General features: G+C 40.4%; 19 protein-coding genes. 6 read left to right on the top strand and 13 right to left on the bottom strand.

The window, feature by feature from the left end; translation table 11 throughout:
- The first annotated feature begins 206 nt into the window (after positions 1-206).
- The 4 genes from AC1EKB_RS01735 to AC1EKB_RS01720 all read left to right on the top strand — a co-directional run bounded on the left by AC1EKB_RS01735 (position 207) and on the right by AC1EKB_RS01720 (position 6,367).
- Positions 207-1,841 (top strand): esterase/lipase family protein, encoded by a 1,635-nt coding sequence (locus AC1EKB_RS01735; protein ID WP_481248670.1) that lies wholly within the window; start codon positions 207-209, stop codon positions 1,839-1,841.
- Between the two features lie 64 nt (positions 1,842-1,905).
- Positions 1,906-3,348, top strand: a complete 1,443-nt coding sequence (gene purB, locus AC1EKB_RS01730; protein ID WP_481248669.1) for an adenylosuccinate lyase — start codon at positions 1,906-1,908, stop codon at positions 3,346-3,348.
- Between the two features lie 59 nt (positions 3,349-3,407).
- Positions 3,408-5,843: a lysylphosphatidylglycerol synthase transmembrane domain-containing protein gene (locus AC1EKB_RS01725; protein ID WP_481248668.1), complete on the top strand. Its 2,436-nt coding sequence runs from the start codon at positions 3,408-3,410 to the stop codon at positions 5,841-5,843.
- 242 nt (positions 5,844-6,085) lie between these two features.
- A complete protein-coding gene (locus AC1EKB_RS01720) occupies positions 6,086-6,367 on the top strand; it encodes an HU family DNA-binding protein (RefSeq protein ID WP_004112617.1) in 282 nt (93 codons plus the stop codon).
- A gap of 103 nt (positions 6,368-6,470) precedes the next feature.
- Here AC1EKB_RS01720 and AC1EKB_RS01715 read toward each other — a convergent pair whose 3' ends face one another.
- The 9 genes from AC1EKB_RS01715 to lepA all read right to left on the bottom strand — a co-directional run bounded on the left by AC1EKB_RS01715 (position 6,471) and on the right by lepA (position 16,464).
- Positions 6,471-6,893: a Fur family transcriptional regulator gene (locus AC1EKB_RS01715; protein WP_415694152.1), complete on the bottom strand. Its 423-nt coding sequence runs from the start codon at positions 6,891-6,893 to the stop codon at positions 6,471-6,473.
- Positions 6,894-6,920: 27 nt separating this feature from the next.
- Positions 6,921-8,093 (bottom strand): 5-(carboxyamino)imidazole ribonucleotide synthase, encoded by a 1,173-nt coding sequence (gene purK / locus AC1EKB_RS01710; RefSeq protein ID WP_481248667.1) that lies wholly within the window; start codon positions 8,091-8,093, stop codon positions 6,921-6,923.
- The gene (gene purE, locus AC1EKB_RS01705; protein ID WP_415694243.1) at positions 8,077-8,541 is read right to left on the bottom strand and encodes a 5-(carboxyamino)imidazole ribonucleotide mutase; all 465 of its coding nucleotides are present in this window, start codon (positions 8,539-8,541) and stop codon (positions 8,077-8,079) included. Before purE ends, purK begins: the two co-directional genes overlap by 17 nt.
- Positions 8,542-8,718: 177 nt before the next feature.
- Positions 8,719-9,360: an ABC transporter ATP-binding protein gene (locus tag AC1EKB_RS01700; protein WP_415694150.1), complete on the bottom strand. Its 642-nt coding sequence runs from the start codon at positions 9,358-9,360 to the stop codon at positions 8,719-8,721.
- A 166-nt stretch (positions 9,361-9,526) separates the two neighbouring features.
- A complete protein-coding gene (locus AC1EKB_RS01695) occupies positions 9,527-10,927 on the bottom strand; it encodes an ABC transporter permease (RefSeq protein WP_415694149.1) in 1,401 nt (466 codons plus the stop codon).
- A 23-nt stretch (positions 10,928-10,950) separates the two neighbouring features.
- Positions 10,951-12,321, bottom strand: coding sequence for an ABC transporter permease (locus tag AC1EKB_RS01690; RefSeq protein WP_481248666.1), 1,371 nt, complete (start codon positions 12,319-12,321; stop codon positions 10,951-10,953).
- A 442-nt stretch (positions 12,322-12,763) separates the two neighbouring features.
- On the bottom strand, positions 12,764-13,219 hold the full coding sequence (locus AC1EKB_RS01685; RefSeq protein ID WP_481248665.1) for a tripartite tricarboxylate transporter TctB family protein: 456 nt from the start codon (positions 13,217-13,219) through the stop codon (positions 12,764-12,766).
- 45 nt (positions 13,220-13,264) lie between these two features.
- Positions 13,265-14,530 (bottom strand): radical SAM family heme chaperone HemW, encoded by a 1,266-nt coding sequence (gene hemW, locus AC1EKB_RS01680; protein WP_481248732.1) that lies wholly within the window; start codon positions 14,528-14,530, stop codon positions 13,265-13,267.
- A 53-nt stretch (positions 14,531-14,583) separates the two neighbouring features.
- Complete coding sequence (gene lepA, locus AC1EKB_RS01675) at positions 14,584-16,464, bottom strand: translation elongation factor 4 (protein WP_481248664.1); 1,881 nt, start codon at positions 16,462-16,464, stop codon at positions 14,584-14,586.
- Positions 16,465-16,646: 182 nt separating this feature from the next.
- Between lepA and rpsT the strand changes: the two genes are divergently transcribed.
- A complete protein-coding gene (rpsT, locus tag AC1EKB_RS01670) occupies positions 16,647-16,907 on the top strand; it encodes a 30S ribosomal protein S20 (RefSeq protein WP_004130697.1) in 261 nt (86 codons plus the stop codon).
- Positions 16,908-17,009: 102 nt separating this feature from the next.
- Here rpsT and AC1EKB_RS01665 read toward each other — a convergent pair whose 3' ends face one another.
- The 3 genes from AC1EKB_RS01665 to AC1EKB_RS01655 form a co-directional block, all read right to left on the bottom strand.
- Positions 17,010-17,738, bottom strand: a complete 729-nt coding sequence (locus tag AC1EKB_RS01665; protein WP_415694145.1) for a GntR family transcriptional regulator — start codon at positions 17,736-17,738, stop codon at positions 17,010-17,012.
- A gap of 264 nt (positions 17,739-18,002) precedes the next feature.
- Positions 18,003-19,376, bottom strand: a complete 1,374-nt coding sequence (locus AC1EKB_RS01660; RefSeq protein ID WP_481248663.1) for a PTS ascorbate transporter subunit IIC — start codon at positions 19,374-19,376, stop codon at positions 18,003-18,005.
- Between the two features lie 356 nt (positions 19,377-19,732).
- A complete protein-coding gene (locus AC1EKB_RS01655) occupies positions 19,733-20,926 on the bottom strand; it encodes an SLC13 family permease (protein ID WP_032817949.1) in 1,194 nt (397 codons plus the stop codon).
- Positions 20,927-21,189: 263 nt separating this feature from the next.
- On the opposite strand from AC1EKB_RS01655, the gene AC1EKB_RS01650 reads away from it, so the two are divergent.
- Entirely contained in the window at positions 21,190-22,905 is a 1,716-nt protein-coding gene (locus tag AC1EKB_RS01650; protein WP_481248662.1) for an acetolactate synthase large subunit, read from the top strand.
- Here the strand turns inward: AC1EKB_RS01650 and AC1EKB_RS01645 are convergent.
- Positions 22,902-26,069, bottom strand: coding sequence for an alpha-mannosidase (locus AC1EKB_RS01645; RefSeq protein WP_481248661.1), 3,168 nt, complete (start codon positions 26,067-26,069; stop codon positions 22,902-22,904). The two genes, AC1EKB_RS01650 and AC1EKB_RS01645, sit on opposite strands and share 4 nt — an antisense overlap.
- Positions 26,070-26,100 lie beyond the last annotated feature (31 nt).

Below are 26,100 nucleotides of genomic sequence, written 5' to 3'. Positions count from 1 at the left end.
CAATGCTCTAACAGCGTGCTTAGCGAAGCACACTCCAACACTCTTAAAGACTGGCACGGAAGAGCCGCAAACGCGTTTAACGAACAGATGGCTAAAACTGCTAGACAAGCATGTCAAATAAGCTCTGTTAACACTAGTTTTGTTGACTGTGATTTTTTTAACGCTAATTCTACTTTTAGATCGATGCTTAACTATGGAGGTAAATAATGCCTTGGAGAGTAAAATCCACAATAACTGGCGGCAAACCTCTTAGCGTTGCTGATTCTAACGCGTATAGAACAAAAGCTGCACGACTTAGCGAACTATCAAACGATTTTCACTCACTAAGCGCCTGTTGGATGCAAACTGCAATGCAAATCGAAAGCCAAAAAGCAGCTCTTGTACAAAGCCAAAATAATTGTTTTAGTGAAAGCTTTGACCAATCTTCTTTACAAGACTTTCTAGATCCAGATGAATGCAGAATAAAGTCAAGCCAATGCGAATCAATGTCTAACAATCTTAGTGAATTAGCAAATCTAATAGTCAGAGCAAATAACTTATATTCTGAAGCAGAATACAAAAATAGAGAAACCTTAGATAATCTTGTTTCGATTGGAACTACCATCTTCCCTATTGCTGCTGTACCATTCTTTGCAAGCGTAGGATTCAGCGCGATTTTAGACATGACTCAAAAAAGTGGCATGAAAAACTTTTCTAAGTGGAGCCACGCAACAGCTCCTATTCAACAAGGATTTATTAGAGGCTTTTCTAAACATTTTCTAATAAACCCCGTAACTGGAATCCCTATTCGTCTTTTTTCTAGCATTCAAGAAAAGAACGATGTAAAACATTCAAAAGCACCAGTTTCCACTTTTGCAAGCGCATTAAGCATGTTTAGCTCAAAAATCAACGATGCGAACCAAGGGAACAATCTTAAAGTAACAAAATTAGTTTTGCCTGAAAACGCACAATCTAAAATATTCCTCCATAAAGGAAATAATATTGGTCAAGCGCTTGAAAATCTTAACAACCTTTCTAGCGGAAATCTTTCTGTGCACCCGCCAAAAACAAATCCAGATGCTGCAACAATAGCAATTCAACGTTTTAGGCAAAAAGACGGTAGCACGTCTTGGCTTGTTACAATACCTGGAACCGACGGTAAGCCAAAATCTCCTTTTGGATGGCCTCAAAATGCAGAGGTTATGAGCAGTTCTAGAAGCGTAAGAATGAACGCAGACAGCACAAGAATGGTTGTAGAAGCAATGAAGAAAAGCGGCATTAAACCAAACGATAGCGTTGTTCTTGTTGGACATTCTCAAGGCGGAATTGTAGCTGCAGGAATTGCTAGCGATTATTCAAAACAATACAACATAAAACACGTTGTAACTGCTGGGTCTCCAATAGCAAACCACGCAATTCCAAGCAAAACTTGGGTTACGAGCATAGAAATGGAAGATGAACTTGTTCCAACATTAGACGGAGCAAGTAATCCGAGCAGAAATAATTGGGTTACGATTCACGCAGTTGCAAGTAAAGCAGTGGCAAGTAAAAGCGTTAATAGAAATAAAAGAAAAGAAGAAAATGAGGAAAATGTCTCCAAACAAAATCGTAATAAGATTGGCAACACAAATCGCAACACAAATCGCAGACCAAAAAATATTTTTGAAAAAGACGGAATCTTAGTAAAAAATGTGCCAGAAGAAGGAACACTCACGCACGATTTGAACTATCATCAAGCAGCATATGCGGATGCTCACCAACTTGCATCTAAAGAAATTAGAACTCAAGAATCGCATTTTAATAAGATATTAAGCGGAAAATTAGAAGAGACAACGTTATGGCAAGGAGTTATGCAGCACTAGCACAAAAGTAAAATAGCAACGCTCAAAAGTTAGTAGTTTCATGCCATGCTGTAACCTTTAAGGTATGAAGCTTACTGATATTTGCCCTGCTATTGCTCTAACTCCTCTAGATGGAAGATACCACAACCAAACCGCAAGCCTTGTAGAATATTTAAGCGAACCAGCATTAAACCGCGAGCGCATGCGTGTAGAAGTTGAATGGATGATTCTTCTAGCAAACGGTTATAAAGGAAACGGTTTTAAGACGATTGTAGATGGCGTAAAGCCTTTAACAGACGAGGAATGCGATTATTTGCGCGCAATCCCAGAAAACTTTGGAGCAGAAGGCATAAAACGCCATGCTGCTCACGAAGCTGTTACACATCACGATGTTAAAGCTGTTGAATACTATATTGACGACGAGTTAGACAAAGTAGAACAAGTATTAGGGCATAAAACCCAGCTTAGCAATCTTAAAACATTGGTTCATTTTGCTTGCACAAGCGAAGATATAAACAATCTTTCTATAGCGCGTTGCGTAAAAAACGCTGTTGAAAATGTTTATAGGCCAAATTTGAAAGCTATTGTTGATTACTTAACTCAAAAAGCGCAAGAGTATAGAGATATGCCGATGCTATCGCTTACTCACGGCCAGCCTGCCACTCCTACAACTTTAGGTAAAGAGCTTGCTGTGTTTGTTTATAGGCTAAATCGCCAGCTAAAACACCTTAACTGCCAAGAGTATCTTGGAAAAATAAATGGCGCTACTGGAACTTTTGGTGCTCATCTTGCTGCTTTCCCTAATGTTGATTGGCTTAGCGTTTCTAAAGAATTCGTAGAAAACAGAATGGGGCTTTGCTTTAATCCTCTTACAACGCAAATCGAAAGCCACGATTGGCAAGCGGAACTTTATAGCACTGTAAGTCACATTAATCACATTCTTCACAATCTTGCAGTAGACGTGTGGATGTACATTTCTCGCGGCGTTTTTGTGCAAGTTCCTGTTAAAGGCGCTACTGGATCATCCACAATGCCTCATAAAGTGAACCCTATTAGATTTGAAAACGCGGAAGCAAATCTAGAGATTTCTTGCGCACTTTTAGACACACTTTGCGCAACACTTACCGAGAGCCGATGGCAGCGCGATTTAACAGATTCCACTACTCAAAGAAACGTTGGATCCGCATTCGGCTACGCTCTTCTTGCTTTGAATAATCTTCTTGGCGGCTTAAAGTCGATTCATCCAAACACGCAAATGATGAGCGAAGAGCTTAATAGCAATTGGGAAGTTCTTGGAGAGCCAATCCAAACTGCTATGCGTGCTCAAGAGATTGCTGGTGTAGAAGGAATGGAAAAGCCGTACGAGCAAGTTAAAGAGCTTATGCGTGGTCATAGTATTTCTAGACAAGATGTTGAAGATTTTATATCTTCTAGAAACTTCGATGCTCAAACTGCAAGTAGGCTAAAAAATCTTACTCCAGAATCTTATACTGGAATTGCATCACGTTTGGTGGATTTTATTCAATAACTATTTTGTTCAATAACTTATTAAACATTAATAACTATTAAATAAATAAACGGTGTACTATGCAATCGCAAGTAAAAGATGATTTAGTTATTAACGACGTTGAGCCTAAGCTAGTTCGCAATTGGGCAGATTTGATTTACTCAATCGTATCTGCTGGCGTAGCTACAGCAGTGGTGTTATTTGCAACGTGTTTTTCGGGAACAACAGCAGGCGTAGAGCACGATGCAAAAAACGCTGGAAAAATTATTGAGTGGATTGTTAAAGGACTGCCGTCTTCTCTTTTTCAGCAAGCGCTTACAATCGCAATTGTTGCTGGCGTAATCGTATCAATGATTGATTCAAAAAAATGGATTAATACAGCGCTTTCAACAATAACTTTGCTTTTAACATATCCGCTTGTATGGTACATTTCCTACATTCTTACAACGCTAAACAATCCTTCGATATTCGCATCATTTAATTCGATTTCCAATAGTCATGGCACAGAATTATTGCCAGATATGTATGCTGTTTTAGTTGCTTTTCTAACTGTTAGCGGCCCTAGAAGAGATAATAAAATCGTAAAACTCTCTTGGCAAGCGCTGCTAATTGCGTCTCCAATATTAATCGTAACTTCTTGGCATTCGCTAACAGGCGCATTAACATCTTGGTGTATTGGACGCTCCCTTGGAACACTAATTCGGTTTATTAAAGGCACGCAAAGCAAAGGAGCGTGGGGCAAAGATATTGTTGAAGCACTAGAAAACATTGGCATTACGCATCTTGTTCAGCTTAATAGAAGAACGCTAACAACCGACCATAGCGGAGTTCTTAAGTCTAGTCTTGACGACGATTTGATTGAAAATTCAAGGCTATACGATGCGATTGATATTCACGGAACAAGATACGTTATATCTGTATTAGATAATCAAGTGCATTTGCCTGGGTATCTAAATCAGCTATGGCAATGGGTTAAGCTAATTGACATTCCAGTTAGACGAGACCGTTCTGCAAGGCACTCAATACACCACCATCTTTCTATGCTACTTGCTCTTAGAAACTTGCATCTTGCTACAGCAAACGTGTATGGAGTAACAGACCTAGAAAAATCATCAATAATGGTATTTCATACTAGCAATGTTCTTGTTCCTTGCAATCTAAACACACTTACAGCTAAAGACGCTCAAAGACTTATGCAATATCTTGATATTGCAAACTCTAGAGGTATTACGCACAGAAGAATAGGTCCAGAATCGCTTGCGCGACTAGAAGATGGCACTCCCCTAATTGCAGGTTGGCAAAATGGCGATGTTGCTAGTGATTCAACTAATATTGCTTTAGATAAAGTTCAACTTTTAACAATAATCGCGTCTTGCATTGATGCAAAAACTGCTGTTGAGTCAGCAATAAACGTTTGGGGCACATATAAGGTTGCGCAAATTCTGCCATTTATTCAAAAAGCGGCCGTTCCAGCGTCTACAAGGTCACTTTCTTCTTGCAACAAAAAGCTTTTTGAAGATCTTAAAAATGAGATTAGCAAAAAAGTTTGCACGCTTAACAACGAAGAAGACTACGACACTGTACGCTTAGCACGCTTTAATATTAGATTCTTTGTTAGCTTAATCCTTATTATTGCAGCAATTTCGGCTATTGCTACGCAATGGCATCCGCAAGAATTTATTTTTGCGCTTAAAAAAGCAGATAGCATAATGGTCTTTGCTTGCTTTGCGTGCAGCATGCTTGCTTGGGTTGGGTCTTCTATTACACTCGGGTCTTTTATGGATGATTCAAAGCCAACTGCTGGTGTTTTATTTACATCTCAAGCAGCTTCGGGCTTTACTGCCGTGTCTATGCCAGCTGGAGTAGGGCCTGCGTTTGTAAACATGCAACTTATAAAGAAAAATGGTAGTTCAACATCTCAAGCAACAGCGATTACAAGCGCAGTATGGCTTTTGCAATCGCTAGTAACCGCTCTTGTTATATTTAGCGTTGGAATTTTTACTGGCAAGAACCTTCTATCTGGAATGATTCCTACGCATATGCTTATTACAGTAATAGGAATTGTTACTATAATCCTATGCGCGTTTATGGCAATTACTCCTATTCGCAAATTTATACGCAAAAAATATCTTCCTATTCTTTCCGATTATGGCAAACAGATAAAAGAACTTGTAACTAAACCAAAACAGCTTTTTAATGGCACTTTGGGCGGTTTGATTCTTGTTTTTGCAACAGGACTAGGATATTGGGTTGCTCTTTTGGCATTTGGATACTACGCAAACCCTTGGGAAACAGTTCTGCTGTTCTTAGTAGCAAACACTGCAGGATCTGCTGTTCCAACACCTGGCGGATTGGGAGCCGTTGAAGCATCTTTGACTTTTGCATTCACTTCGGTTGGTGTTCCTCCAACAGTCGCATTATCTGCAACTCTTCTTTACCGTCTTATGTTCTATTGGTTACGAATACCAATCGGAGCGTTTGCAATGAAAAGTCTTAGCAATAAGGGATTAATCTAATAACAAATTAGTGTAAATTTAACAAATCAAAAAAGAATATATTTAGTTAAAAACCGCATAGATACGCCTATATAGGTCATTTTTGCGGTTTTTATGTACTTTATTCACTAAAAAAAGTAAAAAATCGTAAAAAAATCTTAATAAAACGCTGAAAAACCGCGCATTTGTAGGGAAAATGTACTAGTATCTATGAATGAAAGTGGTCTTTGGAAGAGAAGGCCCCTAACACAAAGGATGCTTGTATGGCATACAACAAGTCTGATCTCGTTTCGAAGATCGCTCAGAAGTCCAACCTTACCAAGGCACAGGCCGAGGCCGCTGTCAACGCATTCCAGGATGTGTTCGTTGAGGCTTTACAGTCTGGCGAAGGATTGAAGCTCACTGGTCTGTTCTCCGCTGAGCGCGTAAAGCGCGCAGAGCGCACGGGCCGCAACCCACGTACTGGCGAAACCATTAAGATTCCTGCATCTTACGGTGTTAGAATCTCTGCTGGTTCTTTGCTTAAGAAGGCTGTTACTGAGTAGGTTAAACCTTTAAGCGTAGACTTACAAGAACGAGGAACATCCCAATGTTGGATTTGTTCCTCGTTCTTTTGTTTTTATGCGCTAGCTTTTGTTTTCATGCGCTCTAGTTTATGTGCTCTAGTTTCTCATTCTCACTATTGCAATCTTTGCACAGCCCAAACACTTCCAAAGTGTGGTCTATAACCGTGTATCCGTGAGATTCAGCAATCTTATGAATCCAACCTTCATCGTCTGGAGGCTCTATGTCTACAGTTTTGCCGCACTTTTCGCACACAAGATGATGATGATGTGTGTTTTCATCGCAAATCCTAAAAAGCTGTTGACCCTTAAAACGCACAGTATCAACATCTCCGCTTTGTGCAAGCGTATTAAGCTGGCGATAAACGGTTGCAAGCCCAATGATTTCGCCATCTTCCACAAGCGCGCGATGCAAATTTTGAGCAGAAACAAAATTACGCGAAGCTCTTAAATGCTCAAGGACTGTTTCCTTTTGCTTAGTGTTTCTGCGTATTGGCTCACCAACCATTATTTAACCTTTCACCACAAAAAACTTTTAATCAAGCTCGTCATCCCAACAACCTGTAGAGTCTAACACATTGGCTTCCTCAACAGGATTATTGCAAAGAACAGTAATATGACCCATTTTGCGATTCTTACGAATCTCCGCCTTGCCGTAATCGTGAACATGCCATTCTGGATGCTCCGCAATAAGAGCGCGAGTAGGCGCAACATGCTGACCTAAAACATTAACCATTACGGCTGCAGAAAGCAGCTTAGGCTCTTTTAGTGGCCATCCAACAATGCCTCTAACATGAGCTTCAAACTGATCCATATCGCAAGCTTCAATCGTGTAATGACCCGAATTATGCGGGCGCGGCGCAAGCTCATTTACTACTACGCGATTGTCTTTAGTAATAAACAGCTCTATTCCAAGCGTTCCAGCAAGCTTAAAGCCTTGAGCCAACCTAAGCGCTAAGCTATGCGCATCTTCTTGAATCTTAGTATCAACATTTGCAGGAGCTAAGGTCATGTGCAAAATGCTATTGTGATGCACGTTTTTTACAAGCGGATAAGTCACAAATTCGCTTCCATTTCCCGAAACAAGAATTGATGCTTCAAAAGCAAAGTCAACAAAACCTTCGAGAATAGAAGGCGGCATCTCTTGGCCATTTTCTACGCGATTACGAACATTATCAACGTCTTCTTGAGTGCGCAAAACATCTTGACCGTGACCATCGTAACCACCTCTGCGCGTTTTAAGAATTGCAGGCAGTCCGATTTCTTTGATTGCTTTATCTAAATCGTCTAAATTGTTGACTTCACACCATTTAGCAGTTTCAATACCGTGATTGTTAATAAAGCTTTTTTCAAAAACACGGTCTTGCGTAACTCGCAATAAGTCGGTTCCTTGAGGAACAGCGACTAAATCTCGCACACTATCTAAAGCATCTGCGTTTACGTTTTCAAATTCGTACGTAAGCACATCGCAACTTTTAGCAAGCTTTTTTAAGGCTTCCAAATCATCATATTCAGCTTCGACTTGAAAATCCGCAACTTGGAACACTGGGCAATTATGCGCTGGGTCTAAAACGCCGATTTTAAAGCCCATTCTTCTAGCAGCAATCGCCATCATGCGACCAAGCTGACCGCCGCCTATAATTCCAATAGTTGCCCCTGGCATTAAGCACTTTACAGTACCATTAGTGGCTTCACATAAGCTCGGCATTAGATTCCTCAACCTTCTTTTTTAATTCTTTGCGGTATTCTTCAAGTTCTTCTTCTAGGCGACTATCTGTTGTGCTAAGCATGCTTACAGCAAGCAAGCCCGCGTTTGTAGCGCCAGAATTGCCAACAGCGGTTGTTGCAACTGGAATTCCGCCAGGCATTTGCACTATAGAAAGCAAAGAATCCCAGCCCGAAAGAGCATGGGATTTTACAGGAACACCAACAACTGGAAGCGTTGTTTGAGCAGCAATCATACCTGGCAAGTGTGCAGCTCCACCAGCGCCAGCAATGATCACGCGAAAACCGTTTTTTCTAGCGCCATGAGCAAAATCTGCCATAAGTTCTGGAGTGCGATGTGCAGAAATAACTTGCTTCATATACGGCACCCTAAATTTTTCTAAGATTTCACATGCGTGGCGCATTGTTTCCCAATCGCTAGAAGAGCCCATAACAACCGCCACAACAGGTTTTGAATCTAAAATATCTGCCACAACAACCTCCCGTATATGCGTAAATACGCGGCTTATGCGCAAAGTTTATACGCAAGTTTTACTTTACGCATAAGCACGGAAAAATGGCTAATAATTAGTGTTTTATTGGTGATTTACTAATGTTTTATTAATGTTTTATTGCTTTTTTACTAGCTGCTTATTTTTAAGAACATATTTTACGTCTGCAGCAGCCGCAACATCGCTAGAATGCGTTACAACAATCACGCATTTTCCGCGTTTATGAGCTGCATCTTTTAAGATTGCTATAACTTCTTTAGTGGTGTTTGGATCCAAGCTACCTGTTGGCTCATCGGCAAGAATAACAGGCGCAGAAGATACAAGCGCTCGCGCAATAGCCACTCGCTGCTGCTGCCCTCCCGAAAGCTTTGTTATATTTCTAGTGGACTCGTCTTCACTAAGCCCCAGCTCTTTAAGAATCGCAGAATCCGCCTTTGGATTAACAAGACGCAAATTTTCTACAGGAGTCAAATAGTCGATTAGATTAAAACTCTGGAAAACTAAGGAAACATTGTTCTTACGATGATTAGCATAACCGCCATTCTTGGAAATATCTTGACCGTTAAACAATACTGTTCCACTTGTTGGCGAGTCTAAACCAGCTAGAAGAGATAACATGGTTGTTTTTCCAGCTCCCGATGGACCCGTTATGCTATAGATTTTCCCAGCTTCAAAATCTGCATTAACATTTTTAAGAACCGCAATATTAGTCGCTCCATAAGAGTAATCAACGTTGTTTAGTTTTAATAAAGTTGTCATAATAAACTCCAATATTCTATTAATCTCTATATTTTATGAATCTATATTTTTTATAAATCTGTGTTATAAATCTACCTATTATTTTTATGATTATTTCTGTCTATGCACTTGTTCTGCTCACTAATCGCAAGCATTATGTGCATAAAAATACGCCACTTTAATCTCCTCAACTAATTGAGCTGAGTATAGAACGCGGCTTTTTAAGCATTATTGGCACAAATGCAATGCATAGAGATGCAAACGCTATAGCGAATCCTAAAAGAATAGAAAACGCTGTTTGACCAGTTAGCAAAGACTGATTAGGTGAGTATGTAATTGCACCATTTGCAACATTTGCCAATAGCATTGATCCAACGCTAGACGATATTGCGGCACTAATCGCAGTAGACGCCAGCGAGCAAAATGCGGATATTATAAAAACTTCTATAATCATTTGCAAAGCTATAACACGTTTTTCTACACCAATTGCCATTAGAACGCCAACTTCGTGAATCCTTCCTCGAACCCAAAAAACAAGAACTAAGCCAAGCACTATGATTCCGACTAATGCAAGACACATTAAAATCATTGTTACTAATTGCTTAACTGTTTTTACGGATTGAAGAACAGAGGCAAATCTTTGCGCATTATTTTCTACAGAAAACATGCCGTTGCCATAGTTTTTAGCGATTTTATTGGCTTCTTTTAAAGCTTTTTCTAGATTATTTGAATTTTGCATAACGCACTTTATAGAACTGCGATTTTTACTTCCAAACAAGTAAAGAGCGGATTCTAAATCAGTTATTACGCGATTTTCGGAAGAGTCGGAAGGAAGCGCACCCTTTGTTTGCATCTTTCCAGAAAAAATGCCAACAACCTTAAGATTAATGCTTTTGCTGCCTTGTTTTAGAGTTAAAACAGACCCGAGTCTAAGATTATTTTGTTTAGCAAAGCTCTTGTGAATTATTGCAGATTTCGCGCGCTTAAAGTCGCCAGCAACCGAAGAATCAATATGACTGCCCTCCTCAAGCTTATATAATCCTTCTTGGAATCCCTGCGCTAACTGTGATTTAGTTGTTCCCGTTATGAAAACAAGCGAGAACATTCCATCATTGTCTAAACGCGGGCCATTTATTGGCGCTACAATTTTAGCGTTAACAGGATTTGCTAAAACATCTTTTTCTTCTGCAATAGTTTTTATTCCACTAATCTTTTTAAACTTTGCAATAAGACTTTCGGGAATTCCCTCGTTTTTTTGCAAATCTTGAAGAATATCTTGCTGCGATTGCTTAGAAGAATCACTGACGGAGTCACTGGCTGAATCGCCAGCAGAATCACTAGCAGAATCACTAGCAGAATCGCCAGCAGAATCAGACTTTGGCAAAGTCTGCCCTTGCGTTTTTGCGTAAACGCTAAATCCTAAACCAATGTTGGAAGTTATTTGATCCTCTAGATTTTTTACGCAAGCAATAACACTCGCTTGGCAAATAAGCGCGCTAAGAACAACCGTAATAATCAAAGCTAAAATAGCACTACGCCTTGGTTTTCTAACTATAGCTAGCCAAGCTCTTTTTATAATTTGAGTCATTTTACACCTACTTTTGCAGCCAACTACTTTTGCATGCCAAGCAAATCTCTAGGAGACTTTCGCAAAATAGGAAGATAAGACAGCGCAACCGCCACAATAATAATCGCCAGAACCATCAATGACGATTGCATTAAGCAATCAAGGTTAACTTGAACAGCAATCTTATCTAAGGTTCTAGTGGCCATGCTTGATTCCAGGTTTCCTCCAGCTTGACCCATTGAGCTAAGCTGCTGAGCGGCGGAATTTTTTACCGAACCTAATGCACAATCGCTAAGCCAAGGAGATATTGCGCTAGCAAAACCATAGCCTATTGCAATAGCTGGAATCGCAAGCAACACAAGCTCAAAAAGCTGCTGCAACACAAGGGAAACTTTGCTAATACCAATAGAAGTTAGAACGCCGATTTCTTTTCTACGCTCATTAATCCAAAGAATAAGAACCAATCCAAGAGCCACAACAGCAAACGCGCTTACTGCAACAACAGTTATGTTCATCATGGATTTTACGCCTTTTGCAGCGCCAATCATTCCTTGTACAAACTGGTCATCTCGAGTAATCTGATAGCTTTGCAAATCAATCGGCAGCTTAGACGCTTCTTCAATCACAGAGTCTGCATCCGCTCCTTTTTTAACCTTAAAACTTGCGTCCTGATATATCTCTTTTCCAGGCTTATATTTGTAAAGCTCTCTTGTTGTTTTCAAATCTGTATACACAGTATTTGCAGTTAATTCCGCGCGCGTTGCAACTGGGCGATTATTAGCTCCGCCGTAAATTCCAACTATGCGTGTTTTTACTTGCTCAGTAGAGTGGTTAAGATTATCGGCGTCAAACGGGTTTGCTTTAAGTGTTAATGAGTCCCCTAATTTTAAGCCATTTAGTTTTGCTAAATCTTCGTGTATTAAGGAAGCATGCTCATCTGATTCTTGCAAAGCTCTACCTTTAACCATGTGAATTGACTTTGTTTTGAACGCATTTAAGCCCTTAGAAGAGTTTGTTCCTTCTAGGTTTACAGCGTTGCCGAATTGCTTTTCTCTACGCGCATCGTAGTCTTGAACACCTTTGATTCTAGCTGCTTTTGAGTCAACTAAATCGGCAGTAACATTTTGACGTAAAACATACGAATCAACGTTTTTAAGTGACGCGATTTTTTTAACATCACTTGGCTTAACAGTTCCTGCTCCCCTAGGAGTTCCAGGATTTACTTGCGGATTATTTGCTAAAACAAAACTAGATTCTGCCTGTTCTTCTACCTTTTTGCCCTCTTTTTCTGCAGCAATCGCAACTGCAGAAGATGCCAGCAAAAGCGTTGAAATCAATGCTAATATTACAAACACGATTGCTGTTTTTACTTTTTTTCTCAAAACGTAGCGTATTGCGCGAGAAATAAATGTCATCGACTACCTTCCTCATTGAACACTTGTAATTATGAAATTGTCTGTTACAAAATAGGTACAATAAGTACAATCTCGTAGCTTATATGATTTACCCTTATAAAAAGCTAAGAAAGAACTGTTGATTTTCTTTAAATATCTTAGAAAATTTTATGAAAATTACTGATTTTCGATAAAAAATATATGACATATTGTTATAATCATTTGAAATAATTTATGCAACTAAATGTTAATAGAGGAAAATTTATTAATCGATTAGCAAGTTTTACAAATTAAAACTTTGCAGCCAAAAAATTTATTTTGCATGATTTGACTAGAATTTGCATGAATAAAATCGCATACAACAACAACTAAGGCGAGCACGTTGCATTACCAAAGTACTCGCCCTAATTATTAAAAACAGTTTTATTTATTTATAAACACACCTAAATCGACCTAAAACTAATTAAAGCGCTGTGCCGTGTTCGTCTAGGCGCGGATTTTGCTTAGAGTTGCTAAAGCTAAAGAACAGACCAAATACGCCCAAAGCAAACAACACTGCAACAGTTATAACAAGCACCATTGGCTGGCTTGGCAGCCGCATAATCACTAAGAAAGCAAACGCAGAAAGCAAAAGAACAGCCCAAGAGCACACACCAATAACCTTGCGAACAGCATTCCACGTATCGTCTCCAGCCTGCGCGCGCTTAATATTGCGTTCCATCTTGCTCTGGCTTTGCGTAACGCTAGAAGATGGCTTCCATCCATCAACACCGTTTTCTTGAAGTCTTCTTGAATGTTCTTGCAGATTGTATTCGTCAATCATTCCGCCACGACCGCGGCCATTTGTTTGATCGTATTGAGACGGAATTCCCCTACGATTCTGCCTGGCTTTTGCTCTGCGCTCCTTGCGGTTTGCCATGATTGATTCCTTTCTGCGTTGAATTTTCACACAATACGAATCATTTTAACGCATAACTACGCCATTTTGGCACGCATCAACAATTTTTTCGATTAATAAATCGTTGAGCAGCCTACCTTTGCGCGTTGCAATAATACGATTCTCGTTCAACACTGCCAAATCTTCTTTACACACTTCGATTAGCACTTTTTGCAAATACGAATCGTCAAATCCGCGATTGGCTTTACGCATCTTTGCACACAATTCATCAACGCTAAGCCCTTCCCTAATGCGCAATCCAAGCATTACTTCTTCTATTAACGCGTCCTCACTATTTATGCACTCGTAATTTTGCCAAGGCACGTTTCCTGCATTAATCGCCTGCGCCCAGCGTTTTGGATGCAAAATATCCCAAGATCTAAGATTGTAAAACTTGCTTGAATCCGCCAAAGCAGCACAATCATCCATGCTTTGCTTATTAAGACCACTCGCCGAATTGTAGTGCGAGTGCGCTCCAGGGCCAATTCCTGCCCAATCAATGTTCTTCCAATATCCAAGATTGTGACGAGACTCAAAACCAGTGCGCGCCCAGTTAGAAATCTCATACCACTTTAAGCCAGCAGAACTAAAAAGACTATCTGCCAACTCGTATTTTGCTGCTTCATCATCGTCATCTGGCGCTTGAATTGTGCCAGCAGCAATTTGACGACCCATTTTTGTGCGCGGCTCTACTGTTAGCGCATACGCGGAAACGTGATTAACGCCCAGGCTCAAAGCCATTTCTACAGACTTTCGCCAATCGTCTATGCTCTCCCCTGGAGCGCCATAAATCAAATCAACACTAGATCGCAATCCGCAAGCATCCGCCGCTTTAACTCCGCGCTCTACATTTTCTGGAGTATGCGTGCGGTCAAGCGTTTTTAGCACGTGTGGCACAGCAGATTGCATTCCAAAAGATATTCGCGTAAATCCGCCTTTTGCAAGCGTTTCAATATAAGACTCGTCTGCAGTATCTGGGTTTGCTTCCGTTGTGACTTCCGCACCAGGCATAATGCCCCATAATTCGCTGATTTCACGCAAAATTCGCACTAAATCTTGCGCTTTAAGAACAGTCGGAGTGCCGCCACCAAAGAAAACAGATTGCGCTTTAGGCTCGAAAATCCCGTGGAATTCCTGCCACTTTTTTACAAGACGCATCTCGCGAATTGCAACATCCGCGTATCCGCTTCGACTTGCGCCCTCCCCCAAATCGCGAGCTGTATACGTGTTAAAATCGCAGTAACCGCAGCGTCGCAAGCAAAACGGCACATGCACGTACACTTCAAAAGGCATGATTGAACGCGAATCTTCACTAGACTTGTTCGATTCAAAATTCAATATAAGCCTCAGCCTTCGGATTTTTGCGCAGCGCGAATCTTATCTTTAGTGTCTCTATCGTTCGCATTATCGTCTGTAGCCAAAGCTGCAACAAATGCTTCTTGAGGAACTTCAACGTGTCCAAGCATCTTCATGCGCTTCTTACCAGCCTTCTGCTTTTCAAGAAGCTTGCGTTTACGCGTAATATCGCCGCCATAGCATTTAGCGAGCACGTCTTTTCTAAGCGCACTAATCGTTTCGCGCGCAATAATACGCGAGCCAATCGCAGCTTGAATTGGAATCTCAAACTGCTGGCGAGGAATAAGTCCGCGAAGCTTCTTCGTCATCATAACGCCGTAAGAATAAGCCTTATCGCGGTGAACAATCGCGCTAAAAGCGTCAACCTTATCTCCCTGAATAAGAATATCTACCTTAACAAGATCTGCAGCTTGCTCGCCATCTTCGTGGTAATCCAGCGAAGCATAACCCTTTGTGCGGCTTTTAAGCTGATCGAAGAAGTCAAAAACAATTTCCGCAAGAGGAATCCTGTAGTGCATTTCCACGCGATCGGCACTAATGTATTCCATTGTGCCCATTTCTCCGCGATGATCCTGGCACAAATCCATAATTGCGCCAATAAAATCTTTAGGCGCAATAATATCGGCAGCAACCATTGGCTCAATAATGCGCTTGATTTTGCCTTCTGGGAACTCGCTAGGATTAGTCACATGATGCTCGGTGCCGTCTTCGCTAGTAACGTCGTAAGTTACGTTTGGAGCAGTTGAAATAAGATCCAAGCCAAACTCGCGACTTAAGCGCTCGGAAACAATCTCCATGTGCAAAAGACCTAAGAATCCGCAACGGAAACCAAAGCCCAACGCAACCGACGTTTCTGGCTCGTAAATAAGAGCAGCATCGTTAAGTTTTAGCTTATCGAGTGCATCTCTTAGCTCTGGGAATTGCGCGTTATCAATTGGGAAAAGACCTGCGTAAACCATAGGCTTAGGGTCTCTGTAGCCTTCCAACGGCTTAGACGCAGGGTTAGCAGCGCTAGTAATTGTGTCGCCAACTTTAGATTGGCTAACGTCTTTTGCACCCGTAATTACGTAGCCGACTTCTCCAGCGCCAAGCGCCTTAGTTGGAGTCATATCTGGGCTAATAACGCCGATTTCAATAGGATCGTGCGTCATGCCAATGCCCATCATGTGAAGCTTTTCACGCGATTTAAGCTCGCCATCAACCATACGAATATATGTGACGATTCCGCGATAAGAGTCGTAGACAGAGTCAAAAATAAGCGCACGAGCAGCACCATTAGGATTTCCACTAGGAGCTGGCACTTCCAGCACGATTTGGTCGAGAAGATCTTTTACACCTTCGCCAGTTTTTCCAGAAACACGCAAAACTTCGTTAGGCTTGCATCCAATTAAGCCAGCTATTTCTTCTGCATGCTTATCTGGCTCCGCACTAGGCAAATCGATTTTGTTTAATACAGGAATAATTGTTAAATCGTGTTCGATTGCCATATAAAGGTTAGAAAGCGTCTGCGCTTCAATACCTTGAGTGGCATCCACAAGCAAAACCGCACCTTCGCATGCTGCAAGCGCACGCGAAACTTCGTAAGTAAAATCAACGTGACCAGGAGTATCAATCATTCCTAGTGAGTACTCTTTGCCGTCAAAAGTCCACGGCACGCGAACAGCTTGCGATTTAATAGTGATTCCGCGCTCTTGCTCAATATCCATACGATCCAAGAAACGGTCTCGCATCTCGCGTTCTGGCACGATTCCAGAAAGTTGCAAAATGCGATCCGCTACGGTAGATTTGCCGTGATCTATATGCGCAATAATGCAGAAATTGCGTATCAACGATTGATCCGTAAATCCTGGCTGGTTATGCGGTGTAATCAAAGCAAATATCTCCTTTTAAGTCTATACGAGCAATCAAATGTGCGAAAAGCATTGCAACTAACTAATGTTAGCAACTTGACTACCCTAGAAACACTTGACTACCATAGAAACATTTATCCATAAACCATGCTATGCTTGCTCACTGTATGTCCTTAGTATAGTAAACGTCGTTTGGAGTAATAGTGGCAAACATTAAGTCGCAGAAAAAGCGCGTGCTCACCAATGAAAAGGCACACAAGCGTAACGTGGCAGTAAAGTCTGCTTTGAAGACTGCTATCCGCGCTACTCGCGAAGCCATTTCCGCTGGTGACAAGGCTGCTGCACAGGCTGCTTTTGCAGTAGCTTCTCAGAAGCTCGATAAGGCTGCAGGCCGTGGCGTGATTCACAAGAATCAGGCTGCAAACCGCAAGTCTGGCCTTGCTGTAGCAATCAACGCTCTTTAATAATCGCATAATTGCGAATTAATTAGAGTTTGAAAAATCCCCGCTACCATCTGATTTCATTTGGCAACGGGGATTTTTGTATCGTACAAAACAGCGCAAAGCTTACGAATTAACGTGCATCTTAAATTGAATATCTCCATAATTAGGCGTATGAATACCAACTCCATAGGCGATTATAGAGCCAAAAGAATCTTTAATAATCGACTCAACAGTAAGCGCTGGAGTTTTTGGCTCAACATGTAAGAATTCAGACATATCGTCGCATAATTGTTCAACGCGAATTAACAAATCATTTTCGTAAAGCTTTACAGCGTAATCGCTTTCCAAAAAATTCCCTAACGATTGCTTAGAAAAGTCGTTATTCAAAACCTTCGGGAATCTAGATGCCGAAAGATAAACAACAATATAACTTGATAAAACGTTATCAACGTATTTTAATCTTTTTATGCAAATCAAATCTTCTGATTCGTCTAGCCCAAGCTTATGCGCAGCAGACTCATCTTTAACAATGCTGTTTTGAATAACCTTAATTAGCACGTTTGCATTATCTTCGGAATAATTTTGAAAGAATCCTTGAATCTGATCTGATATAACTTCTCGATTAGAGCTATGAACAACATTCTTTGCTCTAAAAGTTCCTTTTCCTTGAATCCTAACAAGCAAGCCTTCTAGAATCAAACTATCTACCGCATGCCTAAGTGTTATTCGACTAACATTGTATTGTTTGCATAATTCTAATTCTGGAGGGAGCTGCTCCTGCGGCTTCATTAAGTCAATGCGCTTTCTAAGATTATCGCGCACTGCTATATATTTAGGTACACCTTCAGTCACAATTCACTCTCCAAACAGAATGACTAGAAAACAATTGTAAGAATTGCCAAAAATCCTGCGATTCAAGAACCCTGCGATTCAAAAATAATACGATTCAAAGACCTATGATTCCAAAATCTTATAATCCCAAAATCTTACGATTCGAAAATCTTACGATTCAAAGACAATTCTTACAAAAGTGCTTTTTGAACATATATTAGCTTAATTGTATCAGTCTATTAGGTCAATCTATAATTCGACGCGCTAGAAGTGAATTGTTTGCTGCTAGCGATTTAACTTTTTCTTTTCTAAACGAGTCAATATTATTGACGACGCATAGAAAAGAACGTAGAAAATAGCGATTGCAACAATAATCAAAATTCTTCCGCCCGCAACGTTGGAATAGCCAAGTATTACTCCTGCTACACCGTAGTCGGCGTCGGAATAGGTTGAATTTGCAGAGCCAATATTGCCCAAAACAGGCAAAAGAAGCAAAGGCAAGAATGTAATAACAAGGCCATTAACAAAACCGCCTATAATGCATCCTCTTCTACCAGCCTGACCATTGCTAAACACGCCAGTAACACCACCAGCCATAAAGTGCGCAACAATTCCTGGAATAATAACTGTTGTGCCAGCCAAGGCCATAATAACCATTCCAACAATTCCTCCAGCAAAGCTTGCAAGGAATCCAATAAGAACAGCGTTTGGAGCAAAACCGAATGTCATAGGAGCATCCAATGCTGGCTTAGCGTTTTTAACCAATTTTTCGGATATTCCCTTAAATGCTGGAACAATCTCGTCTAAAACAACTTGAACGCCTGCAAGAATAACAAATACACCTGCAGAGAACATTGCTGCTTTAAGAATAACGAACACAATAAAGTTCTGACCTCCCGAAAGCTTTGACTCAATAAACTCAGGGCCTGCAAAAAGAGCAACCACAACGTAAATAATGGCCATTGAAAGCGCAATCAAAACCGTAGTGTCTTTTAAGAATCCAAGGGCAGACGGGAACTTAATATCTTCGGTAGACTTAGACGGATGCTTTTTAGAACGCGTAAGCTTTGCAACTAAAGTTCCAATAAGAACACCACTGCTAGCTGGGTGGCCAAGTGCTACGTCATCTTCGCCAGAAGCTTTACGCATAAACGACTGCACCAACGCTGGTGAAATCGTAATAAATAAGCCCTGTGCAAGAGAGCCGAAAATAATAACGGCTAAAGTGTTAAAACCTGCAACATTGAAGATTACTGCAATCATACTAGCCATGTAGAAAGCAACATGACCAGTTAGATAAATGAATTTGAAGCGAGATGTTAGAGAAAGAATAATGTTTACAATCATTCCAAAGAAGAAGATAAGAGCAGATTCCGAACCGTACTCTAAAAGAACGGTTCCAATAATTGCCTCATTGTTTGGAACTACACCTTGAACGTGGAAAGCATATTGGAACATACTTCCAAACGGATCAAGCGCTTGAGTTACAACGCCAGAGCCTGCAGCTAAAACCAAAAATCCAACCATTGTACGAATAGAACCTTGCACAATGTTGGAAATACTTTTGCCTTGAACTGCAAGTCCAATCAAAGAAATCATTGCAACTATTACAGCTGGTTGCCGGAAAACATCGAGCAGTATAGAAAGAATACCGTTCACAGTTCTCTCCTTATTTTGTATGTTAATATTTTTAGACGCATTTTGGCATGAAAACGCAAATTACAAGAGAGATAGTGTAATTAACTAAGTCAAACCAGAATGCACGAATTTATTTAATTCAAAAGTCATATTAATGGATAAGCCAAGACATAAATTTGTTATAACGTTATATCCAATTTATGGTGATTTTTAGGCATATCTTGAATAAAATGAAAATTATTATGCATAATCGTGATTTAACAGAAAATAATATAACAAAATCGTATATAATCTAAAAATTAATAGTCTTTAATTCGTCAATAACTTAAAAATATGTGAAAATAATCACAATAATTCTTAAAAAGACACGCCAGAAACTATTCAATAATCCAAGCTAAGCCAATCAAAACAGCCAAGAAAAGAAGATTCACAATTGTGTACATAAGCAAATAGCGACCCTTATTATGAGGGTACTTATGCGTAATGCTCTTGTACGAAATCAAAGACGCCATAGACGCAATAAGCGTTCCCATGCCGCCAAGATTAGTGCCAATAATAAGCATCTTCCACTGGTCGCAGAATCCAGAAAGCAAAATAGTTGTTGGAACGTTACTAATCATTTGACTAGAAACAACCGAAACTTCCATAGGGTGAGAGCCAACCCACATTTGCGCAATCTCGGTAAATCCAGGAACTCTGCGCATGTTTCCAATAAAAATGAAGAACATTATAAACGTAAGAGGCAAAGCCCAATCCAAAGCGCGGAACACATGCGAATCGCAAATAATAAAGGCAATAACAACTGCCAAAACCATAATCCAGTCTGGAATCCAGCCAGCTACTCCACACAAGCACAAAATAAACAAAAGGCTGTAAACAACAACTCGCCATTGAGTAAAGCCAACACCGTAGCCCATAACGCGAATCTCGTCTGGCTTAGGAGATTTAGAATGCGGAGCCAAAACGCCTTGCTCAATATCGTCTCCGTGCAAGCCTTCAAATTGATCGACTTTTCTAGAACTAAAGAACACAAACGCAAACGCAATCATAAGAATCGCAGCAGTAAGCGTGTACGGAGCCATAATGGAAAGAAAATCGCCCGTAGACATTCCAGTAAGCGCTTTAAGATACAAATTATGCGCGTTGCCAATAGGAGTTAGCATACTTCCAACGTTTGCGCCAATCGTCATTAAAGTCACAATAAGAATTGCGTGCTTCTCGGCATTTGCCATCATCAAAACAGAAATCGCAAAAGGCACAAAAGTCACAAGAGCAACATCGTTAGTAATAAGCATTGCCGAGAAAAACGTTAAAGACATAAGAACCAGAACTAATCCGCGCTCAGTCCTAACTCTTCTAAGAAGATTCGCGCCAATACTTCTAAAAACGCCTATTCGCTGGAATCCGCAAACAACCATCATTAAGCAAACAAGCTGAGAAATAGTGTTTACGTGAATGTAGCTAAAATATTGCGCATCGGGCGGAACAAAAAAGCAAGAAATAACAGCTAAAACGGCGGCTACAATAAGGATGGTCTCACATTTGACCAAATTCAGAAGCCAACGCCTCATCGTTCCTCCGCGACTAAAATACACAACCTATAAAATTGTATAAGAAACCCAATCCAAAGAGGCAAAAATTCCCGACAAAATCGTTGAAATAACAAGGCAAAGGGTGCTAAAAGTGCTTTAGTTTTGCCACAAAGCGAATATGCAAAAATCCGCCCATTTTTGTGACACGCGCAAGCAACACATGTCTTAGATGCCTATATTATAAATGGAAAAGAAGTCGTAAGGCTAACAAGCATATTAAGCACAAAGCGAGAAACGCAATTATGACAAACCAAGAATCGCAAGCTCAAAAAACAGCAAGCCATAAAAGAAACACAGCCGACTTAATCGTAGAATGCCTTGTAAACGAAGGCGTTGAGGTTGTTTTTGGAATTCCAGGAGAAGAAAATATTCCACTTTTAGAGGCAATTGAGCGAAACGGAAATATACGCTTTGTGCTTACTCGCCACGAGCAAGGCGCAGGCTTTATGGCCGCGACTTATGCGCATATTACTGGAAAGCCAGGCGTGTGCTTGGCAACGCTGGGGCCTGGAGCGCTAAATCTTACACTTCCTGTAGCTCAAGCAAATGCAAGCACAACTCCGCTTGTTGCAATATGCGCTCAAGGAAACGTTTCTAGACTTTACAAGGAATCTCACCAAATCATTGATTTAGTAGCATTATTCCAGCCAATTACGCAATGGTCTTCTATGATGCTTGCTCCAAGCACGGCTCCAGAAATGGTTAGAAAAGCTTTCTCAATCGCTCAAAGAAAGCGCCCAGGAGCAACATGCCTTGTTATTCCAGAAGATATTAGCGAAATGAGCGTTCCAGAAGACGCAAAGCCACTTCCACTTCCAAAGCCGTTGCACATTCTTCCAGCTCCAGACACAATTTACGAAGCTGCTAAAATCATTAGCCAAGCAAAAAGGCCGATTATTCTTGCAGGAAACGGCGTTGCAAGAAGCCACGCTCAAGACCAGCTTCTAGATTTTGCAGAACAGCTTAATGTTCCAGTTGCAACAACGTTTGAAGGCAAAGGCGTGTTCCCAGATAATCATCCAAATGCTCTTGGCGTAGTTGGATTTATGCATAGAGATTATGAGAATTTTGCTTTCGACACAGCAGATTTGATTATTGCTGTAGGATTCTCAATTCAGCAATTTGACCCTAAGAAGATTAATCCAAATATTGACAAGACGATTATTCACATAAACACATTTGTTGAAGACACAGACGCTCACTACCCTACTGCACTAAACATTATGGCAGATATTGCCCAAACGCTTAAAGCGCTTACAAGTGTGCTTAAAGATAGAAACGTTACTTTTGACGTAACTCACCCAAAGATTCGTCAAATGATTACAGACGAGTTGCGTTCGTTTGAAAACGATAACAGCATTCCTATGAAGCCTCAGCGCGTTGTTTACGATACTCGTCGCGCAGTTGCCGAAGGAACTAAGGTTCTTGTAGATACGGGTGCGCTAAAAATGTGGATGGCAAGGCTTTACCCAACAATGCATCCAAATACGTGCATTATAGACAACAGCCTTTCTACAATGGCTTGGACTTTGCCTGGAGCTGTTGGAGCATCGTTTATTAAAGACAATAGTGGAAAAATCAACACAAAGCCTGTTCTTGCTGTTATGGGCGACGGCAGCTTTATGATGAACGTTCAAGAGATTGAAACCGCTGTTCGTGTTGGTTCTAGAATGGTGATTTTGGTTTGGGAAGACAACGCATACGGTTTGATTAAGTGGAAGATGGACTTGCACGCAGGAGAGCACGAATACGTTGATTTTACTAATCCAAATGTTCCAAAATTAGCAGAAAGCTTTGGCGCAAGAGGCCATGTTGTGCAAAAGCCAGAAGACTTATACAACATGCTTAAAGAGGCTTTGGCTCAAGAAAGCGGTGTTGACGTTATATCTTGCCCAGTGGATTATAGCGAAAACATGAAGCTTATTGAAAAGCTTGGAGACATTGACTTCGGCAACTAATCAATGTGAACTCGCAATGAGCATAGCTGAAAAGGACGTAACTCTATATTTAACGCGTCATTATTCTTATGCAAAGCTGTAGGCATACCGTGCAATACTGGCATTTCCATAAGATCTACCTCTTCAATTGAGGCTGCACGCAAGATTTTATTGAGTTTTATTTGCCCATTTGCGTATCCACCAGATGGCTCGTGAATTCGTAAGATTATATCTCCAGAACAATCATCGGCAAGCTTAACCCAATCTAATGCAATTAGACCTGAGTTTCTGCGAATCGTAAACAATGGATCGACTTCTGGTAGCATATCAATAATTGGCGAATTCAAAAGATCAGCTGTGCTTAGAACTGAATCCATATTTGCATCAGCAATAAATGACCAAGTAAATTCGTGCTTACCTTGATCAGTATTTGGATCGGGGTAAAGAGGCGCAGAAAGCAAAGATAATCTGAGCATAGTGCCATAAGATGAAGAATAATCGCCAATAGGAGAAGCATCAGCGCCATAAGTAGATGAATTTGCAACAGCAACAGCATAAGAGGAATCTTCTATACGAACAAACCTATGCGTGCATGACTCGAATTTTGCATCATCACTACGAGTATTTTTTACTATTGGACGTTCAACTAAACCATATTGACACTCATATTGCGCATTATTTGAACATATAGATGTTGGCATATCTACTTTCAAAAATTGTTCTTTAGCTTTCCAATCAACTTGAGCATGGAAATCAAGTCGTTTAACGCATGGCTCTAAAATTATATTTGTTTGAATCTTAACATCTTTTTTACATGCCAAGATTTCAACAGATACACCGCCAGATAAAAGCTCTTTAACGTCAACAATTGAAGAATCGTCAATCTTACGATTCCTAATAAACGCATCTCGCTCAATATCCCACGCATCCCACTGAGATGGCTCATCTTTTAATATCTCATATTGAGCCATGCGATAACCAGATGGAATTAGCTCGCGATTAAATTTAATATCTTTAACGGAAGATACTGTGCCATCGCGTTCAATAGTCACACTTAAAACACTATTATTAAGAATTATTCCACCATCATTTTTGTGTTTTACAGTTGTTTTATTATTTTTACTGCTTTCATTGCATTTATATAAATTCCAAGCAACATCATTTTTACCTGTATAAGTCAATAACTTTACATTTTTACGCGCGTTGATAGCGTTAATCGCGTTAATCGCGTTAGCTGTGCTATCTGTGCTATCCGTGCTAGCTGTGCTGCTAGCTTTTACAATCGCATTGGCAATATTTGAAATGATTTTACGCAAACAAGAAATATCTCTAGCATATTCTTCTCTAGCTTGTCTATGAACCCATGCAATAGCTGAGCCTGGAAGAATATCGTGGAACTGATTCAATAATAATGTCTTCCAAATTCTAGTAAGCTCATCATTATTAAAACGGTATTCTGGCGCATACACTCGAGCTAAAACAACAAGATATTCAGCTACGCGCAACAATGATTCCTCTATGCGACAATAGAGCTTCATATCTTGCTGAGAAGTAAGAGTTTTTCTATGCAACTCTAAATAAAGCTCACCCTTAAACACTGGTGTATCACCATTTGAATCATCAACAATATCTTTTCGTATTTTTTCAAACAACTCATCAGGAGTGCCGAAATCAACTCTAGGAGCACCCTCTAAATTGCGATCGCGCCTAATGCGAGCAGTCATCTCGCGAGTAGGGCCGCCACCGCCGTCGCCAAAACCGTACAACAATATTGCATGATCAGATAAATCTTTATCCAAAAAATTGCGCTGAGAATAAATCAGCTCATGCATACTCACAGATGAAGCATAAGTATTAGATGGAGGAAAATGAGCTAAAATCCTAGAACCATCTATTCCCTCCCAAAGGAAGGAATGATGCGGGAATTTAGTGGCATCGTTCCATGAGAGCTTTTGAGTTAAGAACCAATCAAAACCAGCGCGACGAGCGAGTTGAGGCAAAGCGCCTGTGTAGCCGAAGCTATCTGGCAGCCAAATACCATGCGGCTCAACACCAAGATGTTCCTTAAAATAGCGCTTACCAAAAGTCATTTGGCGAATCAAAGATTCACCGCACGGCATCATTGCGTCAGACTCAACCCACATACCTCCAACAGGTATAAAACGCCCTTCTTTAATCCTACTTTTCATACGCTCAAACAAATCAGGATGCTCGTTTTCTAGCCACTCGTATTGTTGAGCAGAACTCATAGCATAAGTAAAATCAGGGTCCTCATCCATAAGAGCTAAAACATTAGATACTGTGCGCGCAACCTTTCTATGCGTCTCTCGCACAGGCCATTGCCAAGCAGAATCAATATGAGCATGCCCAACAGCAATATGCTTTATAGAGCTTGATGCAGCAGGCTGACTTAATACATCATGCAACACTTTACGAGCATTTTGAACAGTAGAAGAATCATGTTCATCATACGCATTTAAGGAGTGCTGTAAAGCTTTAGCTAGTTTCCAATAACGCGGATTATCATCATTTAATTCGCTCATCAAAGAACTTACAGTCTGAAGATCCATGTAATAATCAAAAATATTACGATTAAAAACAGTAACGTCAACATACTTCAACATATATTGGCATTCAGTTTTTCCAGTAGCACGCTCTCCTAAATCAGTAGGAGAAAACGGAGTAGCTCCTTCAACAAATGGATTGTCTGCAGCTTCCAAATATAAAGTAAAATTACCATTTTCATCAATACTAATCGAACGATTATTATGCTCATCAATCAAAGGAACCCAATGATTACAAGGGTTTACAGCTTTGATAACTCTTCCGTCAACGTTATACACTAATCCTTCTGCCTGAAAACCAGGAAAAAGATTCTCAATCCAACCTAAATCAACATTTAGCTCAACTTTGCGCCCTTTTACCTTTGAAAAATCAATCGACCCTGTAACTTCAAACCACGTTGTGCCCCAAGTTGTTCCCCAAACGCCTGGAACATTAAATGAGCGAAAAACAATATCGTTTCTTTTTAACTTAGAGAAGAATTCGCTAGAAGAAATAGGTTCTCCAGCAATCTCATACGCTCGAATTTTACAGTGCAATAGAACAGTATTTATATACGGGTATAAGCGTTGTTGCATAACTCTTGTACAGCGATTTAATTGCTGTTCAGGTAATAAAAACATAGTTCCTACACTTCTTTCTTACACAACTACG

The organism is Gardnerella sialicivorans subsp. sialicivorans, from assembly GCF_056746795.1.
Note: the sequence above shows the minus strand (reverse complement) of the source record. Positions and strands in the feature narration are given on the sequence as shown.

Bases quoted from the DNA above. Each gene is read 5' to 3' on its own strand.
- AC1EKB_RS01735 (WP_481248670.1), top strand. From the start codon at position 207: ATGCCTTGGAGAGTAAAATCCACAATAACTGGCGGCAAACCTCTTAGC.
- purB (WP_481248669.1), top strand. From the start codon at position 1,906: ATGAAGCTTACTGATATTTGCCCTGCTATTGCTCTAACTCCTCTAGAT.
- AC1EKB_RS01725 (WP_481248668.1), top strand. From the start codon at position 3,408: ATGCAATCGCAAGTAAAAGATGATTTAGTTATTAACGACGTTGAGCCT.
- AC1EKB_RS01720 (WP_004112617.1), top strand. From the start codon at position 6,086: ATGGCATACAACAAGTCTGATCTCGTTTCGAAGATCGCTCAGAAGTCC.
- AC1EKB_RS01715 (WP_415694152.1), bottom strand. From the start codon at position 6,893: ATGGTTGGTGAGCCAATACGCAGAAACACTAAGCAAAAGGAAACAGTC.
- purK (WP_481248667.1), bottom strand. From the start codon at position 8,093: ATGCCGAGCTTATGTGAAGCCACTAATGGTACTGTAAAGTGCTTAATG.
- purE (WP_415694243.1), bottom strand. From the start codon at position 8,541: ATGGGCTCTTCTAGCGATTGGGAAACAATGCGCCACGCATGTGAAATC.
- AC1EKB_RS01700 (WP_415694150.1), bottom strand. From the start codon at position 9,360: ATGACAACTTTATTAAAACTAAACAACGTTGATTACTCTTATGGAGCG.
- AC1EKB_RS01695 (WP_415694149.1), bottom strand. From the start codon at position 10,927: ATGACTCAAATTATAAAAAGAGCTTGGCTAGCTATAGTTAGAAAACCA.
- AC1EKB_RS01690 (WP_481248666.1), bottom strand. From the start codon at position 12,321: ATGACATTTATTTCTCGCGCAATACGCTACGTTTTGAGAAAAAAAGTA.
- AC1EKB_RS01685 (WP_481248665.1), bottom strand. From the start codon at position 13,219: ATGGCAAACCGCAAGGAGCGCAGAGCAAAAGCCAGGCAGAATCGTAGG.
- hemW (WP_481248732.1), bottom strand. From the start codon at position 14,530: ATGCCTTTTGAAGTGTACGTGCATGTGCCGTTTTGCTTGCGACGCTGC.
- AC1EKB_RS01655 (WP_032817949.1), bottom strand. From the start codon at position 20,926: ATGAGGCGTTGGCTTCTGAATTTGGTCAAATGTGAGACCATCCTTATT.
- AC1EKB_RS01650 (WP_481248662.1), top strand. From the start codon at position 21,190: ATGACAAACCAAGAATCGCAAGCTCAAAAAACAGCAAGCCATAAAAGA.
- AC1EKB_RS01645 (WP_481248661.1), bottom strand. From the start codon at position 26,069: ATGTTTTTATTACCTGAACAGCAATTAAATCGCTGTACAAGAGTTATG.